The sequence below is a fragment of the Nocardioides sp. genome, assembly GCF_050246775.1.
GTDB lineage: Bacteria > Actinomycetota > Actinomycetes > Propionibacteriales > Nocardioidaceae > Nocardioides.
Window position 1 is genome coordinate 1035587 of the sequence record NZ_JBFWVK010000002.1, and the last position, 16582, is coordinate 1052168.

The 16582-nt window shown below is 67.9% G+C and carries 20 protein-coding genes, 1 tRNA gene and 1 pseudogene; 7 read left to right on the top strand and 15 right to left on the bottom strand.

The window, feature by feature from the left end; translation table 11 throughout:
• Positions 1 to 6: 6 nt before the first annotated feature.
• Both AB7I40_RS14875 and AB7I40_RS14880 read left to right on the top strand, forming a co-directional pair.
• The gene (locus AB7I40_RS14875; RefSeq protein ID WP_428347373.1) at positions 7 to 624 is read left to right on the top strand and encodes a DUF47 domain-containing protein; all 618 of its coding nucleotides are present in this window, start codon (positions 7 to 9) and stop codon (positions 622 to 624) included.
• Between the two features lie 2 nt (positions 625 to 626).
• Positions 627 to 1625 carry an anion permease gene (locus AB7I40_RS14880; RefSeq protein ID WP_428347374.1) on the top strand — a complete coding sequence of 333 codons (999 nt, stop codon included), beginning with the start codon at positions 627 to 629 and terminating at the stop codon, positions 1623 to 1625.
• Between the two features lie 10 nt (positions 1626 to 1635).
• On the opposite strand, the gene pstB is transcribed toward AB7I40_RS14880, so the two are convergent.
• From pstB to AB7I40_RS14925, 9 genes are all read right to left on the bottom strand, one after another.
• Positions 1636 to 2415 carry a phosphate ABC transporter ATP-binding protein PstB gene (pstB, locus tag AB7I40_RS14885; RefSeq protein ID WP_428347375.1) on the bottom strand — a complete coding sequence of 260 codons (780 nt, stop codon included), beginning with the start codon at positions 2413 to 2415 and terminating at the stop codon, positions 1636 to 1638.
• 15 nt (positions 2416 to 2430) lie between these two features.
• Positions 2431 to 3498, bottom strand: a complete 1068-nt coding sequence (gene pstA / locus AB7I40_RS14890; RefSeq protein ID WP_428347376.1) for a phosphate ABC transporter permease PstA — start codon at positions 3496 to 3498, stop codon at positions 2431 to 2433.
• Entirely contained in the window at positions 3495 to 4454 is a 960-nt protein-coding gene (pstC, locus tag AB7I40_RS14895) for a phosphate ABC transporter permease subunit PstC (RefSeq protein ID WP_428348099.1), read from the bottom strand. The genes pstA and pstC overlap by 4 nt, the downstream gene beginning before the upstream one ends.
• Before the next feature lie 58 nt (positions 4455 to 4512).
• Complete coding sequence (pstS, locus tag AB7I40_RS14900; RefSeq protein WP_428347378.1) at positions 4513 to 5637, bottom strand: phosphate ABC transporter substrate-binding protein PstS; 1125 nt, start codon at positions 5635 to 5637, stop codon at positions 4513 to 4515.
• Positions 5638 to 5794: 157 nt separating this feature from the next.
• Complete coding sequence (locus AB7I40_RS14905) at positions 5795 to 6661, bottom strand: NUDIX hydrolase (protein WP_428347379.1); 867 nt, start codon at positions 6659 to 6661, stop codon at positions 5795 to 5797.
• 65 nt (positions 6662 to 6726) lie between these two features.
• On the bottom strand, positions 6727 to 7020 hold the full coding sequence (locus tag AB7I40_RS14910; RefSeq protein ID WP_428347380.1) for a metal-sensitive transcriptional regulator: 294 nt from the start codon (positions 7018 to 7020) through the stop codon (positions 6727 to 6729).
• A 50-nt stretch (positions 7021 to 7070) separates the two neighbouring features.
• Positions 7071 to 7247 (bottom strand): hypothetical protein, encoded by a 177-nt coding sequence (locus AB7I40_RS14915; protein ID WP_428347381.1) that lies wholly within the window; start codon positions 7245 to 7247, stop codon positions 7071 to 7073.
• Between the two features lie 166 nt (positions 7248 to 7413).
• Positions 7414 to 7617 carry a cold-shock protein gene (locus tag AB7I40_RS14920; RefSeq protein ID WP_137064226.1) on the bottom strand — a complete coding sequence of 68 codons (204 nt, stop codon included), beginning with the start codon at positions 7615 to 7617 and terminating at the stop codon, positions 7414 to 7416.
• A gap of 258 nt (positions 7618 to 7875) precedes the next feature.
• Positions 7876 to 8133: a GlsB/YeaQ/YmgE family stress response membrane protein gene (locus tag AB7I40_RS14925; protein ID WP_428347382.1), complete on the bottom strand. Its 258-nt coding sequence runs from the start codon at positions 8131 to 8133 to the stop codon at positions 7876 to 7878.
• A gap of 153 nt (positions 8134 to 8286) precedes the next feature.
• On the opposite strand from AB7I40_RS14925, the gene AB7I40_RS14930 reads away from it, so the two are divergent.
• Positions 8287 to 8359, top strand: a tRNA-Lys gene (locus tag AB7I40_RS14930).
• Here the strand turns inward: AB7I40_RS14930 and AB7I40_RS14935 are convergent.
• The 5 genes from AB7I40_RS14935 to AB7I40_RS14955 are packed head-to-tail and all read right to left on the bottom strand — an operon-like array spanning position 8357 to position 12724.
• Positions 8357 to 8806 carry a low molecular weight phosphatase family protein gene (locus AB7I40_RS14935; RefSeq protein ID WP_428347383.1) on the bottom strand — a complete coding sequence of 150 codons (450 nt, stop codon included), beginning with the start codon at positions 8804 to 8806 and terminating at the stop codon, positions 8357 to 8359. The two genes, AB7I40_RS14930 and AB7I40_RS14935, sit on opposite strands and share 3 nt — an antisense overlap.
• Positions 8803 to 9924, bottom strand: a complete 1122-nt coding sequence (gene arsB / locus AB7I40_RS14940; protein WP_428347384.1) for an ACR3 family arsenite efflux transporter — start codon at positions 9922 to 9924, stop codon at positions 8803 to 8805. The genes AB7I40_RS14935 and arsB overlap by 4 nt, the downstream gene beginning before the upstream one ends.
• Positions 9924 to 10595, bottom strand: coding sequence for an arsenate reductase ArsC (locus tag AB7I40_RS14945; protein ID WP_428347385.1), 672 nt, complete (start codon positions 10593 to 10595; stop codon positions 9924 to 9926). The genes arsB and AB7I40_RS14945 overlap by 1 nt, the downstream gene beginning before the upstream one ends.
• Before the next feature lie 20 nt (positions 10596 to 10615).
• Positions 10616 to 11338 carry a helix-turn-helix domain-containing protein gene (locus AB7I40_RS14950; RefSeq protein ID WP_428347386.1) on the bottom strand — a complete coding sequence of 241 codons (723 nt, stop codon included), beginning with the start codon at positions 11336 to 11338 and terminating at the stop codon, positions 10616 to 10618.
• Positions 11339 to 11374: 36 nt separating this feature from the next.
• The gene (locus AB7I40_RS14955) at positions 11375 to 12724 is read right to left on the bottom strand and encodes an FAD-dependent oxidoreductase (RefSeq protein ID WP_428347387.1); all 1350 of its coding nucleotides are present in this window, start codon (positions 12722 to 12724) and stop codon (positions 11375 to 11377) included.
• An 87-nt stretch (positions 12725 to 12811) separates the two neighbouring features.
• Between AB7I40_RS14955 and AB7I40_RS14960 the strand changes: the two genes are divergently transcribed.
• From AB7I40_RS14960 to AB7I40_RS14975, 4 genes are all read left to right on the top strand, one after another.
• Positions 12812 to 13669 carry a helix-turn-helix domain-containing GNAT family N-acetyltransferase gene (locus tag AB7I40_RS14960; protein ID WP_428347388.1) on the top strand — a complete coding sequence of 286 codons (858 nt, stop codon included), beginning with the start codon at positions 12812 to 12814 and terminating at the stop codon, positions 13667 to 13669.
• Positions 13670 to 13794: 125 nt separating this feature from the next.
• Entirely contained in the window at positions 13795 to 14715 is a 921-nt protein-coding gene (locus AB7I40_RS14965) for a transporter substrate-binding domain-containing protein (protein ID WP_428347389.1), read from the top strand.
• Positions 14712 to 15623 (top strand): amino acid ABC transporter permease, encoded by a 912-nt coding sequence (locus tag AB7I40_RS14970; protein WP_428347390.1) that lies wholly within the window; start codon positions 14712 to 14714, stop codon positions 15621 to 15623. Before AB7I40_RS14965 ends, AB7I40_RS14970 begins: the two co-directional genes overlap by 4 nt.
• Positions 15620 to 16387: an amino acid ABC transporter ATP-binding protein gene (locus AB7I40_RS14975; RefSeq protein ID WP_428347391.1), complete on the top strand. Its 768-nt coding sequence runs from the start codon at positions 15620 to 15622 to the stop codon at positions 16385 to 16387. Before AB7I40_RS14970 ends, AB7I40_RS14975 begins: the two co-directional genes overlap by 4 nt.
• A gap of 7 nt (positions 16388 to 16394) precedes the next feature.
• On the opposite strand, the pseudogene AB7I40_RS14980 reads toward AB7I40_RS14975, so the two are convergent.
• Positions 16395 to 16582, bottom strand: a pseudogene (locus AB7I40_RS14980) (alanine dehydrogenase); the annotation flags it as partial.

The window sequence follows — 16582 nt, forward strand, 5'->3', positions numbered from 1 at the left end:
TTCGCCGTGGGTTTCAAGTTCCGGCCGGTCGATTCGACCTTCTACGACCTCTTCACCGAGGCCGCGCAACACCTCGTGGTCGGCGCCGACCTCCTCGCGGAGATGCTGGCCGACGGAAGTGACCGCGTCGATGTCGCGGCCCGCATGCGCGCCGCGGAGCACGACGCCGACGAGACGACCCACATGATCGTCCGCCGGGTCAACAGCACCTTCGTCACCCCCTTCGACCGTGAGGACATCTACTCGCTGGCCTCGGGCCTGGACGACGTCATGGACATGATGGACGAGGCGGTCGACCTCGTGCTGCTCTACGAGGTGCAGAACTTCCCGCCCTCGCTGTCCGAACAGGTCGAGGTGCTCCAGCGCTGTGCCGAGCTCACGGCGGAGTCGATGCCGAAGCTGCGTGGCCTCAAGGATCTCGAGGAGTACTGGATCGAGATCAACCGGCTGGAGAACACCGGCGACAAGAACTACCGCCGTACGCTGGCCCACCTGTTCGGAGGCTCGTTCAAGGCGCTGGAGGTGCTCAAGCTCAAGGACATCGTGACCTCGCTCGAAGGCGCCATCGATGCCTTCGAGAAGGTCGCGAACATCGTGGAGCAGATCGCGGTCAAGGAGTCCTGAGCGTGGACCTCGCGATCATCATCGCGGTCGTCGTCGTTGCTCTGGTCTTCGACTACACCAACGGCTTTCACGATGCCGCCAACGCCATCGCCACGTCGGTCTCCACCCGGGCCCTGACCCCGCGCGTCGCGCTCGCCATGGCCGCGGTCATGAACTTCCTGGGCGCCTTCCTCGGGCAGAAGGTGGCCAAGACGGTCTCAGACGTCATCACGCCGCCCAGCGGGTCCCACGGCCTGGTGATCGTCATGGCGGGTCTGCTGGGCGCGATCGCCTGGAACATGATCACCTGGTACTACGGCCTGCCCTCCTCCTCCTCGCACGCCCTCATCGGCGGCCTGGTCGGCGCAGCCGTGGTCTCCGGCACGACCGTGCAGTGGGCGACGGTGGTGGACAAGGTGGTCATCCCGATGATCCTGTCGCCGATCGTGGCCTTCACCCTCGGGTTCCTGCTGATGCTGGCCATCATGTGGCTCTTCCGACGGCAGAACCCGCAGAAGACGATGCGCGGCTTCCGGTTGGCCCAGACCGCCTCGGCGGCCGCCATGGCGCTCGGACATGGCCTCCAGGACGCACAGAAGACGATGGGCGTGATCTTCCTGGCCCTGTTGACCGGGGGCTACGTCACGGCCAGCGACGGTCTGCCGCTATGGGTCATCATCGCCGCGGCCGGCGCCATCTCGCTGGGCACCTGGTCGGGTGGCTGGCGCATCATGCGGACCTTGGGGCGCCGGATCATCCACCTGGACCCGGCCCGTGGCTTCGCCGCCGAGACCGTCGCGGCGAGCGTGCTCTACACGACCGCCTACCTCTACCAGGCGCCCATCTCGACCACGCACACCATCACGTCCGCAGTGATGGGGGTCGGGGCCACCAAGCGCCTCTCAGCGGTGCGCTGGGGCGTCGCCAAGTCGATCGTCACCGCCTGGGTCCTGACCTTCCCGATGGCCGGCCTCGTCGCAGGTGGGTGCTACCTGATCCTGCACCCGATCCTGGGTGCCTGACCCCTCCACCTCAGCCGAAGCGGCCCGAGATGTAGGCCTCGGTGGCCTCGTTGTCGGGGTTGGCGAACATCTTCTGGGTCGAGTTGAACTCCACCAGGTGACCCGGTTCGCCGGTGGCCTTGAGGTTGAAGAAGCCGGTCTCGTCCGACACCCGTGCCGCCTGCTGCATGTTGTGGGTGACGATGACGATCGTGTAGTCGGTCTTCAGGGCGTGGATCAGGTCCTCGATGGCTGAGGTCGAGATCGGGTCGAGGGCCGAGCAGGGCTCGTCCATGAGGAGCACCTCCGGCTCCACCGCGATCGCGCGGGCGATGCACAGGCGCTGCTGCTGCCCGCCCGAGAGCCCCATGCCCGGCTTGTTGAGCCGGTCCTTGACCTCGTTCCAGAGGTTCGCGTGCTTCAGCGACCGCTCCACGATCTCGTCGGAGGCGGCCTTCTTGAGCTTCTTGGAGTTCAGCCGGTTGCCGGCCAGCACGTTGTCATAGATCGACATCGTGGGGAACGGGTTGGGCCGCTGGAAGACCATGCCGATCTGGCGCCGTACGGCGACCGGGTCGACGTTGTCGCCGTAGAGGTCCTGTCCGTCCACCATCACCTTGCCCTCGACACGCGCGCCGGGGATCACCTCGTGCATCCGGTTCAGCGAGCGCAACATCGTTGACTTGCCACACCCGGACGGGCCGATGAACGCGGTCACCGAGCGTGCCTTGATGGTCATGTTGACGCCCTGGACGGCGAGGAAGTCGCCGTAGTAGATGTCGAGGTCGGAGACGTCGATGCTCTTGGCCATGAGTCAGTTTCCCTTTCAGCGCCCGGTCTTGGGGGCGAAGATCTTGCCGATGATGCGAGCGATGAGGTTCAACAGCATCACGATGACGATGAGGACCAGCGCGCCGCCCCAGGCGTAGTCGGTGCCCTTGGGCGTGGCTGCGGCGTACTGGGTGAAGATGAACACCGGCAGCGTCATCATCCGCCCGTCGGTGAGGTTGAAGTTGACCGAGTCGGCGAAGCCGGCCACGACCAGCAGCGGCGCGGTCTCCCCGATCACGCGGGAGATCGCCAGCACGACGCCGGTGACGATGCCGCCGAGCGCGGTCGGCAGCACCATCTTGGTGATCGTGCGCCACTTCGGCACGCCCAAGGCGTACGACGCCTCGCGCAGGTCGTCGGGGACCAGTCGCAGCATCTCCTCCGCCGAGCGCACCACCGTCGGCACCATCAGCAGGGACAGCGCGACCGAGCCACCCAGCCCGATGCGGATGCCCGGTCCGAAGATGAGGGTGAACAGGGACAGGGCGAACAGGCCCGCCACGATGGAGGGGATGCCGGTCATCACGTCCACCAGGAAGGTGATCACCCTGGCGATGCGGTTCTTCTTGCCGTACTCCACGAGGTAGATGGCCGCGAAGAGCCCGACCGGGACCGAGATCAGGGTGGCGGCCAGCGTGACGAGCAGGGTGCCGATGATGGCGTGGTAGAGCCCCCCTTGTGCGTCGCCGATGACGTTGCGCATGTCGTAGGTGAGGAAGGCCGGGAAGTTGTGCAGGATCGTCGGGAGGCCGTTCTTCACCACGGTGAGGAGCAGCCAGACCAGCGGCACGCAGGCGACCCCGAAGGCGGTCCAGATGAGGGTGGTGACCAGGCGGTCCACCGCCTTGCGCCGGTTCTCCACCGCCAGCGACCAGGCCGGGAACGCCACCGCGAAGAGGACCACGGCCATGACGCACACGGCCACCAGCCCCGCGCCGAGGATCATCGCGAGCAGCCCCGCGGCGGCCAGGGCCACGACAGCGACCAGCACCCCGGCCCATCGCGGGAGCTGGGCCTGGGTGAGCGGCATCGACTCGGGAGCCTTCTGCAGTTCGACACTCATCGGTTGAGCCTCCGATCACTGCGGCCGGCGATCCAGCGGGCCGCGAAGTTCACCGCGAAGGTGAAGGCGAACAGCACCAGGCCGGTGGCGATGAGCAGCGCCTGCTTGTCCGGGGTCGCCTCCTTGTAGTTGGAGGCGATGTTGGAGGCGATGGTGGCCGGGTTGGTGCTCGAGATCAGGTTGAGCGTCACGATCGGGGTGGCCGACAGCACCATGGCGACCGCCATGGTCTCACCGAGCGCACGTCCCAGGCCGAGCATGACCGCCGAGACCATGCCCGAGCGGCCGTAGGGGAAGACCGCCATCCGGATCATCTCCCAGCGGGTGGCTCCGAGCGCGAGCGCGGCCTCCTCGTTGAGGCGCGGCGTCTGTGCGAACACCTCGCGCGACAGGGCGCTGATGATCGGCAGGACCATGATCGCCAACACGATGCCGGCGGTCAGGATCGTCTTGCCGGTGGAGGAGGGCGGACCTGCGAAGAACGGGATCCAGCTGAAGTGGTCGTAGAGCCAGACCAGGGCGGGCTGGATGGCGACGTTGAGCACGCCACCGCCCCAGAGGCCGTAGACGACGCTGGGTACGGCGGCCAGCAGGTCCATCACGTAGGCGACGGGGGTGGCCAGCCGGCGGGGCGCGTAGTGCGAGATGAACAGGGCGATGGCGATCGCGAACGGCACGGCGAGGACGAGTGCGATGACCGCCGCCAGCGTGGTGCCGAAGACGAGCGGTCCGACGTAGGACCAGAAGTCGGTGGCGGGTCGGTAGATGGCCTCGGGAGCGCTGAGCCCCGGGGCCCCCTCGAGCGCGAGGAAGAAGAACACCCCGGCCAGGGCCAGCAGGATCGTGAGACCCGCGGCCAGTGCTGTGCCGGCGAAGACGCGGTCGCCCAGCTGCCGGGGCGGCTTGTCGTTGATGCGGGTGGCGCTCACCGTGGCTCCTGCCTCGTGTTCAGTCATGGACGTGCGGCGACCCGGTGGAAACCGGGCCGCCGCACCTCATGGTGTCGTCGGAGAGTTACTTGGCTGCGATCGCGCCGACGATGTCGGCCGCCCGCTTCTGGATGCTCGCCTCGAGCGGCGCGGAACCGGCCTCGGCAGCCGAGGCGGCCTGGCCGTCGGAGGAGATGATGTAGGACAGGAAGCCCTCCACCAGGCTGGCCTGCTCGGCGTCCTCGTAGGTCTGGCAGGCGATCAGGTAGGACACCAGGACGACGGGGTAGGCCCCGGCCTCAGTGGTGGTCCGGTCGATGTCGACGGCCATGTCCACCTCGGGACGCCCCTCGACGGCCGGAGAAACCGCGACCACGGCCGCAGCGCCCTCAGGAGAGGGTGCCTCGAAGCCGTCGCCGACCTGGACCGACACGACACCGAGTTCCGTGTCCTTGACGGCGCTGTCGTCGGCGTAGCCGATCGCGCCCTTGCCGTCGGTGACCGCACCCACGACGCCCGAGGTGCCCTCGGCAGCCTCACCGCTCTTGATGGGCCAGATGCCGTCGGGGTCGTAGCTCCACGCGCCTTCACCGGCCTTCGACAGGTAGTCGGTGAAGTTGTTCGTGGTGCCGGAGTCGTCCGAGCGGTGGACGGGCGAGATGGCCAGGTCCGGCAGGGTGGCGTCCGGGTTGGCCTCGGCGATGGCCGGGTCGTTCCAGTTGGTGATCTTGCCGTCGAAGATCTCGGCGATCGTCTTGGCCGACAGGTTCAGGGAGTCGACTCCCTCCACGTTGAACATGACCGCGATCGGGCTGACGTAGGCCGGGACCTCGATCGGGTCCTCGCCGCCGCAGGTCTCGGCGGCGGCCGAGAGCTCGCCCTCGTCGTCATTCATGTAGGAGTCGGAGCCGGCGAACGCGTAGGCACCGGAGATGAAGTTGGCACGACCGTCGCCCGAGCCGACCGGGTCGTAGGTGATGGTGACGTCGGGGTTCGCGGTCTGGAAGCCGGCGCGCCAGGCCTGCTGGGCCTTGTCCTGCGAGCTCGCGCCGCCACCGGCGAGCGTGCCACTGAGGCTCGAGGCGGCGTCTGAGCTTCCGGTGTCGGAGCCACTGTCGTCGTTGCCTGCGCCACACGCGGCGAGGCCGAAGCCCACGGTGAGAGCAGCAACGGTCGGGACAACGGCCCGGCGGATAGAAGTGCGGTTCACTTCGGTGTCTCCTGAATTCGTGAGGGAAGGACACCACGAAAACTAGGCAGGCCAGGTGACTGGATACATGGGCGCCGGTGAACGAGGGGTGAACGCTCGCGGCCCATTCGACGACACCCGCACCGCGTTGCGGCGTACGTCACATGAACGCGAGCAGTCAGCAGCCGTGACGCTCGGTCGCGACGACCTTGCCCTTGCGTAGGTGGGCCACGACCATGGCGCCCGGCTCGAGGCGCACCTCGGCCATCCCGAGGGCGTCGAAGACGCTGGGCAGGACCGGCCGGTGGGTGCACACCACGACGCCCTCGTTGAGGTCGACGAGCTTGTCCACGATGCGCAGCACGCTGCTGGCGGAGGCGTCCTCCTCGCTCAGCCCGTCGTGCGATCGCAGCCGCAGACCGGTCACGTCGGCGTACGGCGCGAGCGTCTGCTGGCAGCGCAGGCTGCTGGAGGTGTCGAGCCGGGTGACGTCGTACGCCGCAAGCACCGGCACCGCGCGCTGGGCCTGGAGCGTCCCTGCCTTGAGCAGGGGGCGGAGCCGGTCGTCCTTGCGCCACGTACGCCGGGCGCGGGCCTGGGCGTGGCGCAGGACGACGAAGGCACGGGTCTTCTTGCGGACCAACGTGGACTCGCGCAGGGTCTCGCGGTCATAGGGATAGCTGAGCAGGCTCATGGCGTCGTCGAAGGGCACCCAGGCCACCTCGTCGATCTCGGCGTTGGCGGCGTAGCGACTCACGTCGTCATCGCCGATCACGCGGCCCATCCAATAGTTCACGGTCTTCATCCGGTTGCCGGCCGCGTAGCGCTGAGCCCGCAGCGGCGGGCCGAGCCGGATGTCCAGCCCGGTCTCCTCCGCCACTTCGCGCACCCCGGCTGCGGTCACGTGCTCACCGCGGTCGAGCTTGCCCTTGGGGAAGGACCAATCGTCGTAGCGCGGCCGGTGCACGAGCAGCACCTGCCCGCCGGTCCGGGTCACGACGGCCCCGGCGGCGCGTACGTCGGGCAGCGAGGGCGCGGTCGACATGGTCGTTAGTCTCACATCTCTGTGCGTCGATGCAAGGGCCCGACCCGGGTCCGCGCCCTGCGGACTCAGGAGCGCACGAGGCGGCTGATCGCGTCGACCGCTTCCTTGACCTTCTCCTGGGCCTCGCGGTCGCCTTGGCGCGCGGCGTCGACGACGCAGTGGTTCATGTGGTCCTCGAGCAGCCCCAGGCTGACCGCCTGCAGCGCCTTCGTGGTCGCGGCGATCTGGGTGAGGATGTCGATGCAGTACTTCTCCTCCTCGACCATCCGCTGCAGGCCGCGGGCCTGGCCCTCGATCCGCTTGAGACGCTTGAGGTAGTCGTCCTGCCGCTGGATGTAGCCGTGGTGGTGTTCTGTCATAGGACCGAGAATACCCCCCTGGGGTATCAGGTCAGAGGTGGCCGAACGACTCAGTTCGACGGCGGGCGGGGCGCTGGCGGGACCGGCCCGATGCCCAGGATCTTGTCGATCGCCTCGAGGGTGAGCGGCCCGTCTGACTCGCTCGCGGCGATGATCAGATTGGTGGTCAGCTCAACCTCGGTCAGCAGGTCGCTGTCCTCGAGGGAGATGTCGAACTGGTCGTGCACCCGGTCCACCTCTCGCTCGTGCGGTTGCTTCCCTACAGCCTGCCCAATTTGCGCTGGGAATCACAGGGTGACACAGATTTCTTCACCGGACAGGGAAAGAGGCCCCGACCCGAAGGTCGGAGCCTCTTCCCACTAGTTCAGGACAGGTGCTGTCCTGAGGTTTCGATCAGAGAGCGCGAACGTTCTCCGCCTGGGGGCCCTTGGGACCCTGGGTGACATCGAACTCAACCTTCTGGTTCTCGTCCAGGGACTTGTAGCCCTGGGTCTGAATGGCCGAGTAGTGCACGAAGACGTCGTCTCCGCCGTCCTCCTGCGCGATGAAACCGAAACCCTTCTCGGCGTTGAACCACTTCACGGTGCCTTGAGCCATTGCTCGTTACTCCTGTTATCGGGGCGAAAGGCCGTCACTTCAACGGCCCCGCATCAGATGCGGTGACACGTCGCTCCGACTTGCGTGACTTGCAGACACACGAAGAAGAAACGCCGTTGGATCACAAACTCCGCGGGCGTCTACCTGCTGGAACTTGCACCTGTTGCACGATGAGCGTACCAACTCATCGCCATATCAGCACTGTTGAGGGCAACACGTTCTCGCGACGGCGAGAATCGGCATCCCTGACGGCGCCTCTCAGACAGTCGACTTCTTGCTCGAGAGGCCCTCGGCCACCCCGATCAGGAGTACGGCGGCGACGACTGCGAGCACGAAGCCCAGGACGTTGAGCTCCCAGATGCTGCCGGTGTCGAAGAAGCTGGCGATCAGGCCGCCGATGATGGAGCCGACGAGGCCCAGTCCGAGGGTCATCAGGATGCCGAGGTTCTGCTTGCCGGGCTTGATGAGTCGGGCAAGGGCCCCGATGATGAGGCCGGCCACGATGAAACCGATCATGTTCTGTCCTCCTGCTTGATGGGGCCACGGGGTGGAGCCCCAGGGACTCCACGCTATCGCCGGACTGGTTGGACCGCGCACCCGGAGTTCGGGCCCCCACCTCGGTCTCAGGCATACTGACCACGCACAACAGGGCGGCGCCGGGCCGCCTGCGGGCCCCTAGCTCAATTGGCAGAGCTCCGGACTTTTAATCCGTTGGTTGTGGGTTCGAGTCCCACGGGGCCTACTCGTTTCGCAGCACGCTGGGCCCGAGCTCGATGCCCGGGACCAGCTCGACCAGCAGGGCACGCACCCGGACGTCGAGGTCGGCGATGATCGCGCGGACCGTCGCCTCGTCCTGGCCGCCGGGGTCGGCGACCGGCCAGTCGACGTACGTCACTCCGGGGACGTAGGGGCACTCCTCCCCGCAACCGAGGGTGATGGCCATGGTGCTGGCTGCGATGGCCTCGCGGGTCAGCAGCGTGGGCTTCTCGCGCGAGGTGTCGAGGCCGAGCTTCTCCAGCACCGAGGCGACCTCGGGGTGGATGTGCTCCCCGGGCTGGGTGCCGGCCGACAGCGCGATGACGCGGCCCTGCGCGTAGTGCTCGGCCAGCACCCGGCTGATGACCGAGCGGCCGCCGTTGCGCACGCAGGCGAACACGACCTGTGGCACGGGCTGTTCAGCGCTGGTCATCTGCGGGCTCCGTCCGTCTCGTGCTCGTGGAAGAACCGGCGTGCCCAGAGTCCGACGTAGACGAGTGCGACGAGGGCGGGCACCTCGATCAGCGGGCCGACCACCCCGGCGAGGGCCTGGCCCGAGGTGACCCCGAAGACCCCGATCGCGACAGCGATGGCGAGTTCGAAGTTGTTGCCGGCGGCGGTGAACGCCACCGCGGTCGCGCGTGGGTAGTCGAAGCCGAGCGCCCACGTCAGCAGCATCGAGCCGCCCCACATCAACGTGAAGTAGGCAAGCAACGGCACCGCGATGCGGGCCACGTCGAGGGGCTGGTTGGTGATCGTGTCGCCCTGGAGCGCGAACAGGATGACGATGGTGAACAGCAGACCATAGAGGGCCGCCGGGCCGATCCTCGGAAGGAACCGAGACTCGTACCACTCACGGCCGCGAGCTCGCTCCCCGAAGGTCCGGGTCAGGAAGCCGGCCAGCAGCGGGATGCCGAGGAAGACCAGGACGCTCTTCGCGATGCCCCACACCGAGACGTCGAGCTGCGTCTGCTCCAGCCCCAGCCAACCGGGCAGCACCTGGAGGTAGAAGTAGCCGAGGAACGCGAAGGCGAGGATCTGGAAGACGGCGTTGATCGCCACCAGGATCGCTGCAGCCTCACGGTCACCGCAGGCCAGGTCGTTCCAGATGAGGACCATCGCGATGCACCTGGCCAGCCCGACGATGATGAGCCCGGTGCGGTAGTCCGGCAGGTCCGGCAGCAGGAGCCAGGCGAGGGCGAACATGAGCGCCGGGCCCAGCACCCAGTTGAGCAGGATCGAGGTGGCGAGCAGCCGCCGATCACCCGTGACGTGACCGAGCTCGTCATAGCGGACCTTGGCCAGCACCGGATACATCATCACCAACAACCCGATGGCGATGGGCAGGGAGACCGAACCGATCTCCACGGCTGCCAGCGCGTCGTCCAGGCCGGGAACGAGACGCCCCAGCAACAGCCCGGCGAGCATGGCGACGCCGATCCACACCGGCAGGAACCGATCGAGGGTCGAGAGCCGGTGGAGGACGTCGGAGGTGTCCGGGCCCGCCCCTCCCTCCGTCGGCGCGGAGGTGCCGGGGGTCTGCTGGGTCATCAGGAGCCTGTCGGGTTGAGGTCAGGAGCGCGGGGGATCCCGAGCTCGTCGATGAGGATCAGGACCCGTCGTTCGATGTCGTCGCGGATCGAGCGCACGTCCTCCACGGCGAGACCGTCGGGGTCGGTCAGGTCCCAGTCCTCGTAACGCTTGCCCGGGAAGACCGGGCACGCGTCGCCACACCCCATCGAGATGACGGCGTCGGCCGCCCTGACCACCTCGTCGGTCCAGGGCTTCGGGTACTCGTGTGAGATGTCGATGCCTCGCTCGGCCATGGCTGCCACGGCGGCGGGGTTCACCTCGATCCCAGGCTCGGTGCCGCCCGACCAGGCAATCCCTGCCTCGCCCGCGTGGTGGGCGAAGAAACCCATCGCCATCTGGCTGCGGCCCGCATTGTGCGTGCAGAGGAACAGCACCGCCGCCCGACCATCCGTGGCGAGGCTCTCGATCCGCGACAGGGCGTGCAGCCGCTGTCGCGCGAAACGCTCGGCCAGCAGCGGCAGGTAGTTCACGATCACGGCCTGGCCCGCGAACTGGTCATAGGAGGAGGTCAGGAACCGCTCGATGGTCTCGGCGTTGAAGGTCCCGGAGAACTCCTCCGCCAGGCGGGAGGCGGCGACCCGCAGCGCGAGCTGCTGGTCGAGGGTGATCTCGTGCACAGGGTCGGACATGTCGTGCTCCTTGACGGCCGTCAGGCCGGCGCTCGGTCGAGCTCGGGGATGAGGTGGTGGGCGAGGGTCGAGACGCGGCCCTCGAGGTCGGCGTACACGTCTTCGAACGCTTGGGCGCTCCCGTCTCGGACCGGATCGGGGACCGACCAGTGCTGGCGTCGCTCCAGCGGTCCCAGGCCGCCGTTGCGACTCAGCTCCTCGTAGGCGTGGTCGCACACCGTCACCACGTAGTCCCGAGCGTCCAGGTCTCCCAGAGACCGCGGAGCCGTCTGGGCCATCGGCAGGTCATGCCGCTGGGCGACGGCGAGGGCGCCCGGAGCCACGGACGCGGCAGGCTTGGTGCCGGCCGAGGTCACAGGCAGCGCACTGGTCCGGGACCACAACGCAGCGGCCAGCTGCGAACGTGCGGAGTTCGCCGTGCAGACGAACACGACGCGCGAGGTCCCCGTGAGGCTCGACGGCTGGCCGGGAAGCAGCCCGTCGAGGGCGCCGGGCACCAGGTGCAGGTAGCTGCGGCGCCGGTCCGCCTGGGAGCGGTGCCGGGTCACCAGGCCCTCGCGTTCCAGCACCCCGAGATGGTGAGCGAGAAGGTTCGAGGTCAATCCGAGCTGGGCCACGATCTCTCCCGGCGACACGTCGCCCAGGACGAGGGCGTCCAGCACCCGGAGCCGCACCGGGTCCGCGATGGCGGCCAGGATGCGCACGCGAGGATCGACCTCACCCGACCTTGATCGCTCAGTCATCATTGACTCAATAATGATTGAGTTAATGCGACGATGTCAAACGCCCGCCCGACCCAGCGTGATCAGCTGCGGTTCGGCGGCGGCCGGGGCGCCGCAGCAACCTCCCTGACCCAAGGCCCCATCGGGGTCGTCGAAGGCTCCCGCACCGTTGCACACGCCGGTCTCCGGAAGGACGAGCTCGACGCGCCCAGCGGCCTCGAGATCGCCGTCGAGTGCCGCCATCACCGACCGGACCTGCTCGAAACCGGTCATCGCGAGGAACGAGGGAGCACGTCCATAGGACTTCATGCCGACCAGGTAGAGCCCCTGTTCCGGCTGGGCGAGCTCCCGGTAGCCGTGGGGCGCCACGTCACCACAGGAGTGGTGGTCGGGATGGATCTGGTCGGCCAGGGCGCGGGCGGACCCCAGCGTGGGGTCGAGGTCCAGCCGCACCTCGGACAGGAAACTGAAGTCCGGCCGGAAACCGGTGACCACGATGACCTCGTCCACCTCGGTCACCTCCTGACCGTCGGTCGAGACGAGACGCAGTCGTCCGTCCTCCTCGCCGGTGACCGACGTGGTGCGGAACTGGGTCACCACTGTGACCTGACCTCGCGCCGCCGCCGTCTTGGCCGCCTGACCGAGCCGTCCTCGCTCCTCGAGCTGATCGTTGTCGCCACCACCGAAGGCGTCCCCGACACCTGGCCGACGCAGCAGCCAGGACACCCGGGTCCCGGGGTGGTCGTCGGCGAGCTGAGCCAGGCCGACCAGGACACCCTGGGCCGAGGCGCCCTTGCCGGCGACCGCGACATGCTTGCCGGCGTACCGCGCTCGGACCTTGGGGTCGCGGAAGTCGGGGATCGCGTAGGTGATCCGGTCGGCGGACTCCTGCTCACCCAGTACCGGGTAGCCGTCGGCCCCGAGGGGGTTGGGTCGGCCCCAGGTGCCCGTTGCGTCCACCACGGCACTGGCCAGGAGACGCTCGGCCCCACCCTCGGTCCGCAGGTGTACGGCGAACGGGTCGGCCTCGCGCCCTGAGTCGACCAGCAGATCACGACCGGAGCGCCCGACGCCGGTCACGCAGGCCCCGTAACGGACCTCCCCGTCAGGCACCTGCGCGAGCAGGTCGGCGAGCGGCTGGAGGTAGCGCTCGCGCCACTCCGCCCCGGTCGGGTAGGCCGTCTCGTCCGGGGCCTCCCAGGCCGCGGCGTCGAGGAGCCGCCGCGCCACGGGGTCGACGAGCTCGGACCAGGACGAGAACAGTCGGACGTGGCCCCACTCACCGACGGCAGCACCGGCATCAGACCCGGCCTCGAGGACGACGAAGGGCATGCCTCGCCCGGCGGCGTTGGCGGCGGCGGCCAGTCCGATGGGGCCTGCACCGATGATGACCACGGGGTATCGCATGAAAGGCTCCTCGGGACTATTGCATCGACGAACATCGATGCATGACTGTATCGATGGTCCTCGATGAAAGCAAGGTACGGTTGACCCATGACGTCCTCACCCGTCGCAGCCGCCCCGCGACCGGCACCGAGCCTCAGCAAGGCAGACGCCGAGAACTACGCCGAGTGGTTCTCCCTGCTCGCCGACCCGACCCGGGTGCGACTGCTCCATGCGCTGTCCACGACCCCGTCCGCCTCGATGCGGATCGGCGACCTCGCGGCGGTCCTGGGTGTCAGCCAGTCCACGTGCTCCCACCACGTCGAGCTGCTCAAGAGGGTGGGCTTCGTGGTGGTCGACAAGGTCGGGACCGCCAGCATGGTCTCGGTCAATCCCGCCTGCTGCACCGGACTCCCGCACGCCGCAGACGTCGTGATGGGCACCCTGTCCTCGCCCCCCTGCTGTCCCGATGATCTCCCGGCGGACGTCACCACCCGAGTCCCGGCCGACGCCGACCTGCCCGCCGTACTCGCGATCTACGGCGAAGGTCTGGCCACCCGCAACGCGACCTTCGAGACCACCTTGCCGAGCGCCGAACAGCTGCGGGCCAAGTGGATACCGGGCTTGGCGTGGGTCGCCGAGCTCGGCGGCGAGGTGGTCGGGTGGACTGCGGTCATGCCGGTCTCCACCCGCGACTGCTACGCCGGTGTCGGTGAGACATCGGTGTACGTCACCGAGGAGGCGCGCGGGCGCGGGGTGGGCAAGGCACTCCTGTTCACCCAGGTCACCGAGGCGGACCGCGCCGGGCTGTGGACCTTGCAGACCTCCATCTTCCCCGAGAATCGAGCCAGCCTGGCGCTGCACCACTCGGCCGGCTATCGCACGCTGGCGGTGCGCACACGGATCGCCCAGCTTGACGGGATCTGGCGCGACACCGTGCTGCTCGAGCGTCGCAGCGAGACGGCCTGAGGGCCGCTCGCCGGGTCCGTCGCGAGCTGGGGTCGCAACGATTCTCCCGTCGCAAGACCCTTCCCAAGCAAGATCAGGCGTGTCAGTCTCACATCGCCGTCTGTTGTCACTGCTAGGAGCCCGACATGCGCAAGGTCCTACTCTTTCCGATCCTGACGATCTCGGCCCTCGTCCTCGTCGCCTGTGGCGATGCCGACACCGGTGGTGGTGGCTCCGCGAGCGACACCCCAGCAGCAGGTGGAGACACCGTCTGCGAGAACACCGACGCCAGCGGCGACCTCCTCGCCCAGATCTGTGACAAGGGAGTGCTGACGGTGTCCACGGACCCGGCGTACCCACCGCAGTCGAAGTACCTGCCCAAGGAGCAGAAGTACGAGGGCTTCGACATCGACGTCGCGACCGAGATCGCCACGCGCCTCGGCGTGGAGATCGCGTGGGAGACCCCGTCCTGGGACGTCATCACGGCGGGAGGTTGGAACGGACGCTGGGACATGAGTGTCGGATCGATGACCCCGACCAACGACCGCCAGGAGGTCCTCGACTTCACCGACCCCTACTACTTCACCCCCGCGGTCGCGCTGGTGAACGCCGACAACACGAGCATCAGCGACCTCAGCACCGACCTGGACGGCGCGAAGGTCGGCGTCTGCAGCGGCTGCACCTACGAGCAGTTCCTCGACAAGTCGCTCGACATCGCCGGCTTCACCTTCGACTTCGTCGTGGACGACGCCGTCATCAAGGGCTACGACACCGACACGACCGCACTGCAGGACCTGGCGCTCGGTGACGGCAGCCGCCTCGACGCGGTGATCACCTCCTCGACCACCGGTCAGGGCTACATCAACGAGGGCAACCCGGTGAAGCTGGTCGGCGACCCGCTGTTCTACGAACCGCTCAGCGTCGCGATCGACAAGAGCGCCGAGCTCGACCCGGCCAGCCTGGCCGAGGCGGCCAACCAGATCGTGGCCGACATGCACGCCGACGGCACACTCACCGCGATGTCGAAGAAGTGGTACGACGGGCTCGACCTCACGGTCCAGCAGTGACCGACCGGCCCGGAGATCGTTGGGAGCAGATCGCCCTCGCCTCGGCGCGGGTTCCGTTCCGGCTCAAGGTGGCCGCGGTCTGGGCAGTGCTGTTCGCCGGCGTCGGCACCCTGTTCTACCTCGCCGACTACGACACGGACTGGATGAAGGAGAACTTCACCTTCATCGCAGGCGGCCTGCGGTTCACGCTATTGATCGCGCTGGGCGGGATCATCCTGGCGATCGTGCTCGCGACCCTGGGGTCGCTGGCCAGGTTGTCGCGCAACCCCATCGCCTTCGGTGTCGCGGGCTTCTACGTGTCGTTCTTCCGCGGCACCCCGCTGATCGTGCAGATGTTCCTCATCTATCTAGCCCTGCCCCAGATCGGCAACAACCTCGTCGACCGCTTCCCCGACCTCGGCACGAACTTCGAGCAGGCACTGATCCTCGAGGCAGCCACCGCCGGCACGATCGCGCTGGGCCTCAACTACGGCGCCTACATGACCGAGATCTTCCGAGCCGGGATCCAGTCGGTCAGCCACGGCCAGGGCGAGGCCGCCGATGCGTTGGGCATGACGTACGTGACCAAGATGCGGCGGGTGATCCTGCCACAGGCGATGCGAGTGATCATCCCGCCGACCGGCAACGAGTTCATCGCGATGATGAAGGACACCGCACTCATCTCGTTCCTCGGCGTGACGGCGGCCAGCGCCGAGATCTTCCGCCGCAGCCAGCTGGTCGGCAAGGCCGACTTCAAGAACCTCGAGGCCTACGTGCTGGTCGCACTGTTCTACTGGGCACTGACCGCGCTCTTCTCACTGCTCCAGAATCGGCTCGAGGCCAGGATGGCCACCGGCTACGTGCGCGACGCCGGGTCGATCGCGAAAGCGATCACGCCGCCCCACGCGGGCGCGGGGGGTGGCGCATGAGCGGCGACGTCGTCGTGCGGATCTCGGGACTGCGCAAGGCCTATGGGGACAACGAGGTGCTGCGCGGGGTCGACCTCGACCTGCACCAGGGCGAGGTGATCGTCATCTTCGGTCGATCTGGCTCCGGCAAGTCCACTCTCCTGCGCTGCGTGAACTTCCTCGAGGACCCCACCGAAGGGACCGTCGAGATCGCCGGGCAGCGTCTGTCCGGGGGGCACCGGACCCGCCGCAAGCGCGAACAGATCCGCCAGGTCCGCATCCACGTCGGCATGGTGTTCCAGCAGTTCAACCTCTTCCCCCACCTGACCACCCTGGACAACGTCATGTCGGGACCACTGGCGCTGGGCCGCCGCGGCGGGGACGACCGCGCCTCGATCCGCCGGCGATCACTCGAGCTGCTCGACGGCGTCGGCCTTGCGGACAAGGCCGACGAACACCCGATCCGCCTGTCCGGCGGCCAGCAGCAGCGCGTCGCGATCGCGCGGGCACTCGCGATGGAGCCGGAGGTGATGCTCTTCGACGAGCCGACCTCAGCCCTCGACCCCGAGCTCACCGGCGAGGTGCTGGGTGTGATGAAGCGCCTCGCCCTGGACCTGCACATGCCGATGATGGTGGTGACTCACGAGATGGGCTTCGCGCGCGAGGTCGCCGACCGCATGGCCTTCTTCCACGAGGGAGTCATCCTCGAGCAGGGCACCCCGGAGGAGCTGTTCACCCGGACCCGACACCAGGAGACGCGCACGTTCCTCGACGCGGTGCTCTGAGCGCCCGTCAGGCCAGTACGTCGTCCAGGGACACAGCCGCGATGCCATGCGCCTCACCAACCGGCGCATAGGTCAACTCACCACCATGAGTATTGAGCCCCAACGCCAACGACCGATCCTCACGACACGCCCGCACCCACCCCTTGTCCGCCAACGCCACCGCATACGGCAACGTCACATTCGTCAACGCATACG

Coding starts and splice junctions, on each gene's coding strand:
- arsB (WP_428347384.1), bottom strand. CDS start 9,924: ATGACCCAGCAGACCCCCGGCACCTCCGCGCCGACGGAGGGAGGGGCG.
- pstB (WP_428347375.1), bottom strand. CDS start 2,415: ATGGCCAAGAGCATCGACGTCTCCGACCTCGACATCTACTACGGCGAC.
- AB7I40_RS14965 (WP_428347389.1), top strand. CDS start 13,795: ATGCGCAAGGTCCTACTCTTTCCGATCCTGACGATCTCGGCCCTCGTC.
- AB7I40_RS14960 (WP_428347388.1), top strand. CDS start 12,812: ATGACGTCCTCACCCGTCGCAGCCGCCCCGCGACCGGCACCGAGCCTC.
- AB7I40_RS14920 (WP_137064226.1), bottom strand. CDS start 7,617: ATGGCTCAAGGCACCGTGAAGTGGTTCAACGCCGAGAAGGGTTTCGGT.
- pstC (WP_428348099.1), bottom strand. CDS start 4,454: ATGACTGAACACGAGGCAGGAGCCACGGTGAGCGCCACCCGCATCAAC.
- AB7I40_RS14925 (WP_428347382.1), bottom strand. CDS start 8,133: ATGATCGGTTTCATCGTGGCCGGCCTCATCATCGGGGCCCTTGCCCGA.
- AB7I40_RS14945 (WP_428347385.1), bottom strand. CDS start 10,595: ATGTCCGACCCTGTGCACGAGATCACCCTCGACCAGCAGCTCGCGCTG.
- AB7I40_RS14955 (WP_428347387.1), bottom strand. CDS start 12,724: ATGCGATACCCCGTGGTCATCATCGGTGCAGGCCCCATCGGACTGGCC.
- AB7I40_RS14975 (WP_428347391.1), top strand. CDS start 15,620: ATGAGCGGCGACGTCGTCGTGCGGATCTCGGGACTGCGCAAGGCCTAT.
- AB7I40_RS14935 (WP_428347383.1), bottom strand. CDS start 8,806: ATGACCAGCGCTGAACAGCCCGTGCCACAGGTCGTGTTCGCCTGCGTG.
- pstA (WP_428347376.1), bottom strand. CDS start 3,498: ATGAGTGTCGAACTGCAGAAGGCTCCCGAGTCGATGCCGCTCACCCAG.
- AB7I40_RS14910 (WP_428347380.1), bottom strand. CDS start 7,020: ATGACAGAACACCACCACGGCTACATCCAGCGGCAGGACGACTACCTC.
- AB7I40_RS14905 (WP_428347379.1), bottom strand. CDS start 6,661: ATGTCGACCGCGCCCTCGCTGCCCGACGTACGCGCCGCCGGGGCCGTC.
- AB7I40_RS14950 (WP_428347386.1), bottom strand. CDS start 11,338: ATGACTGAGCGATCAAGGTCGGGTGAGGTCGATCCTCGCGTGCGCATC.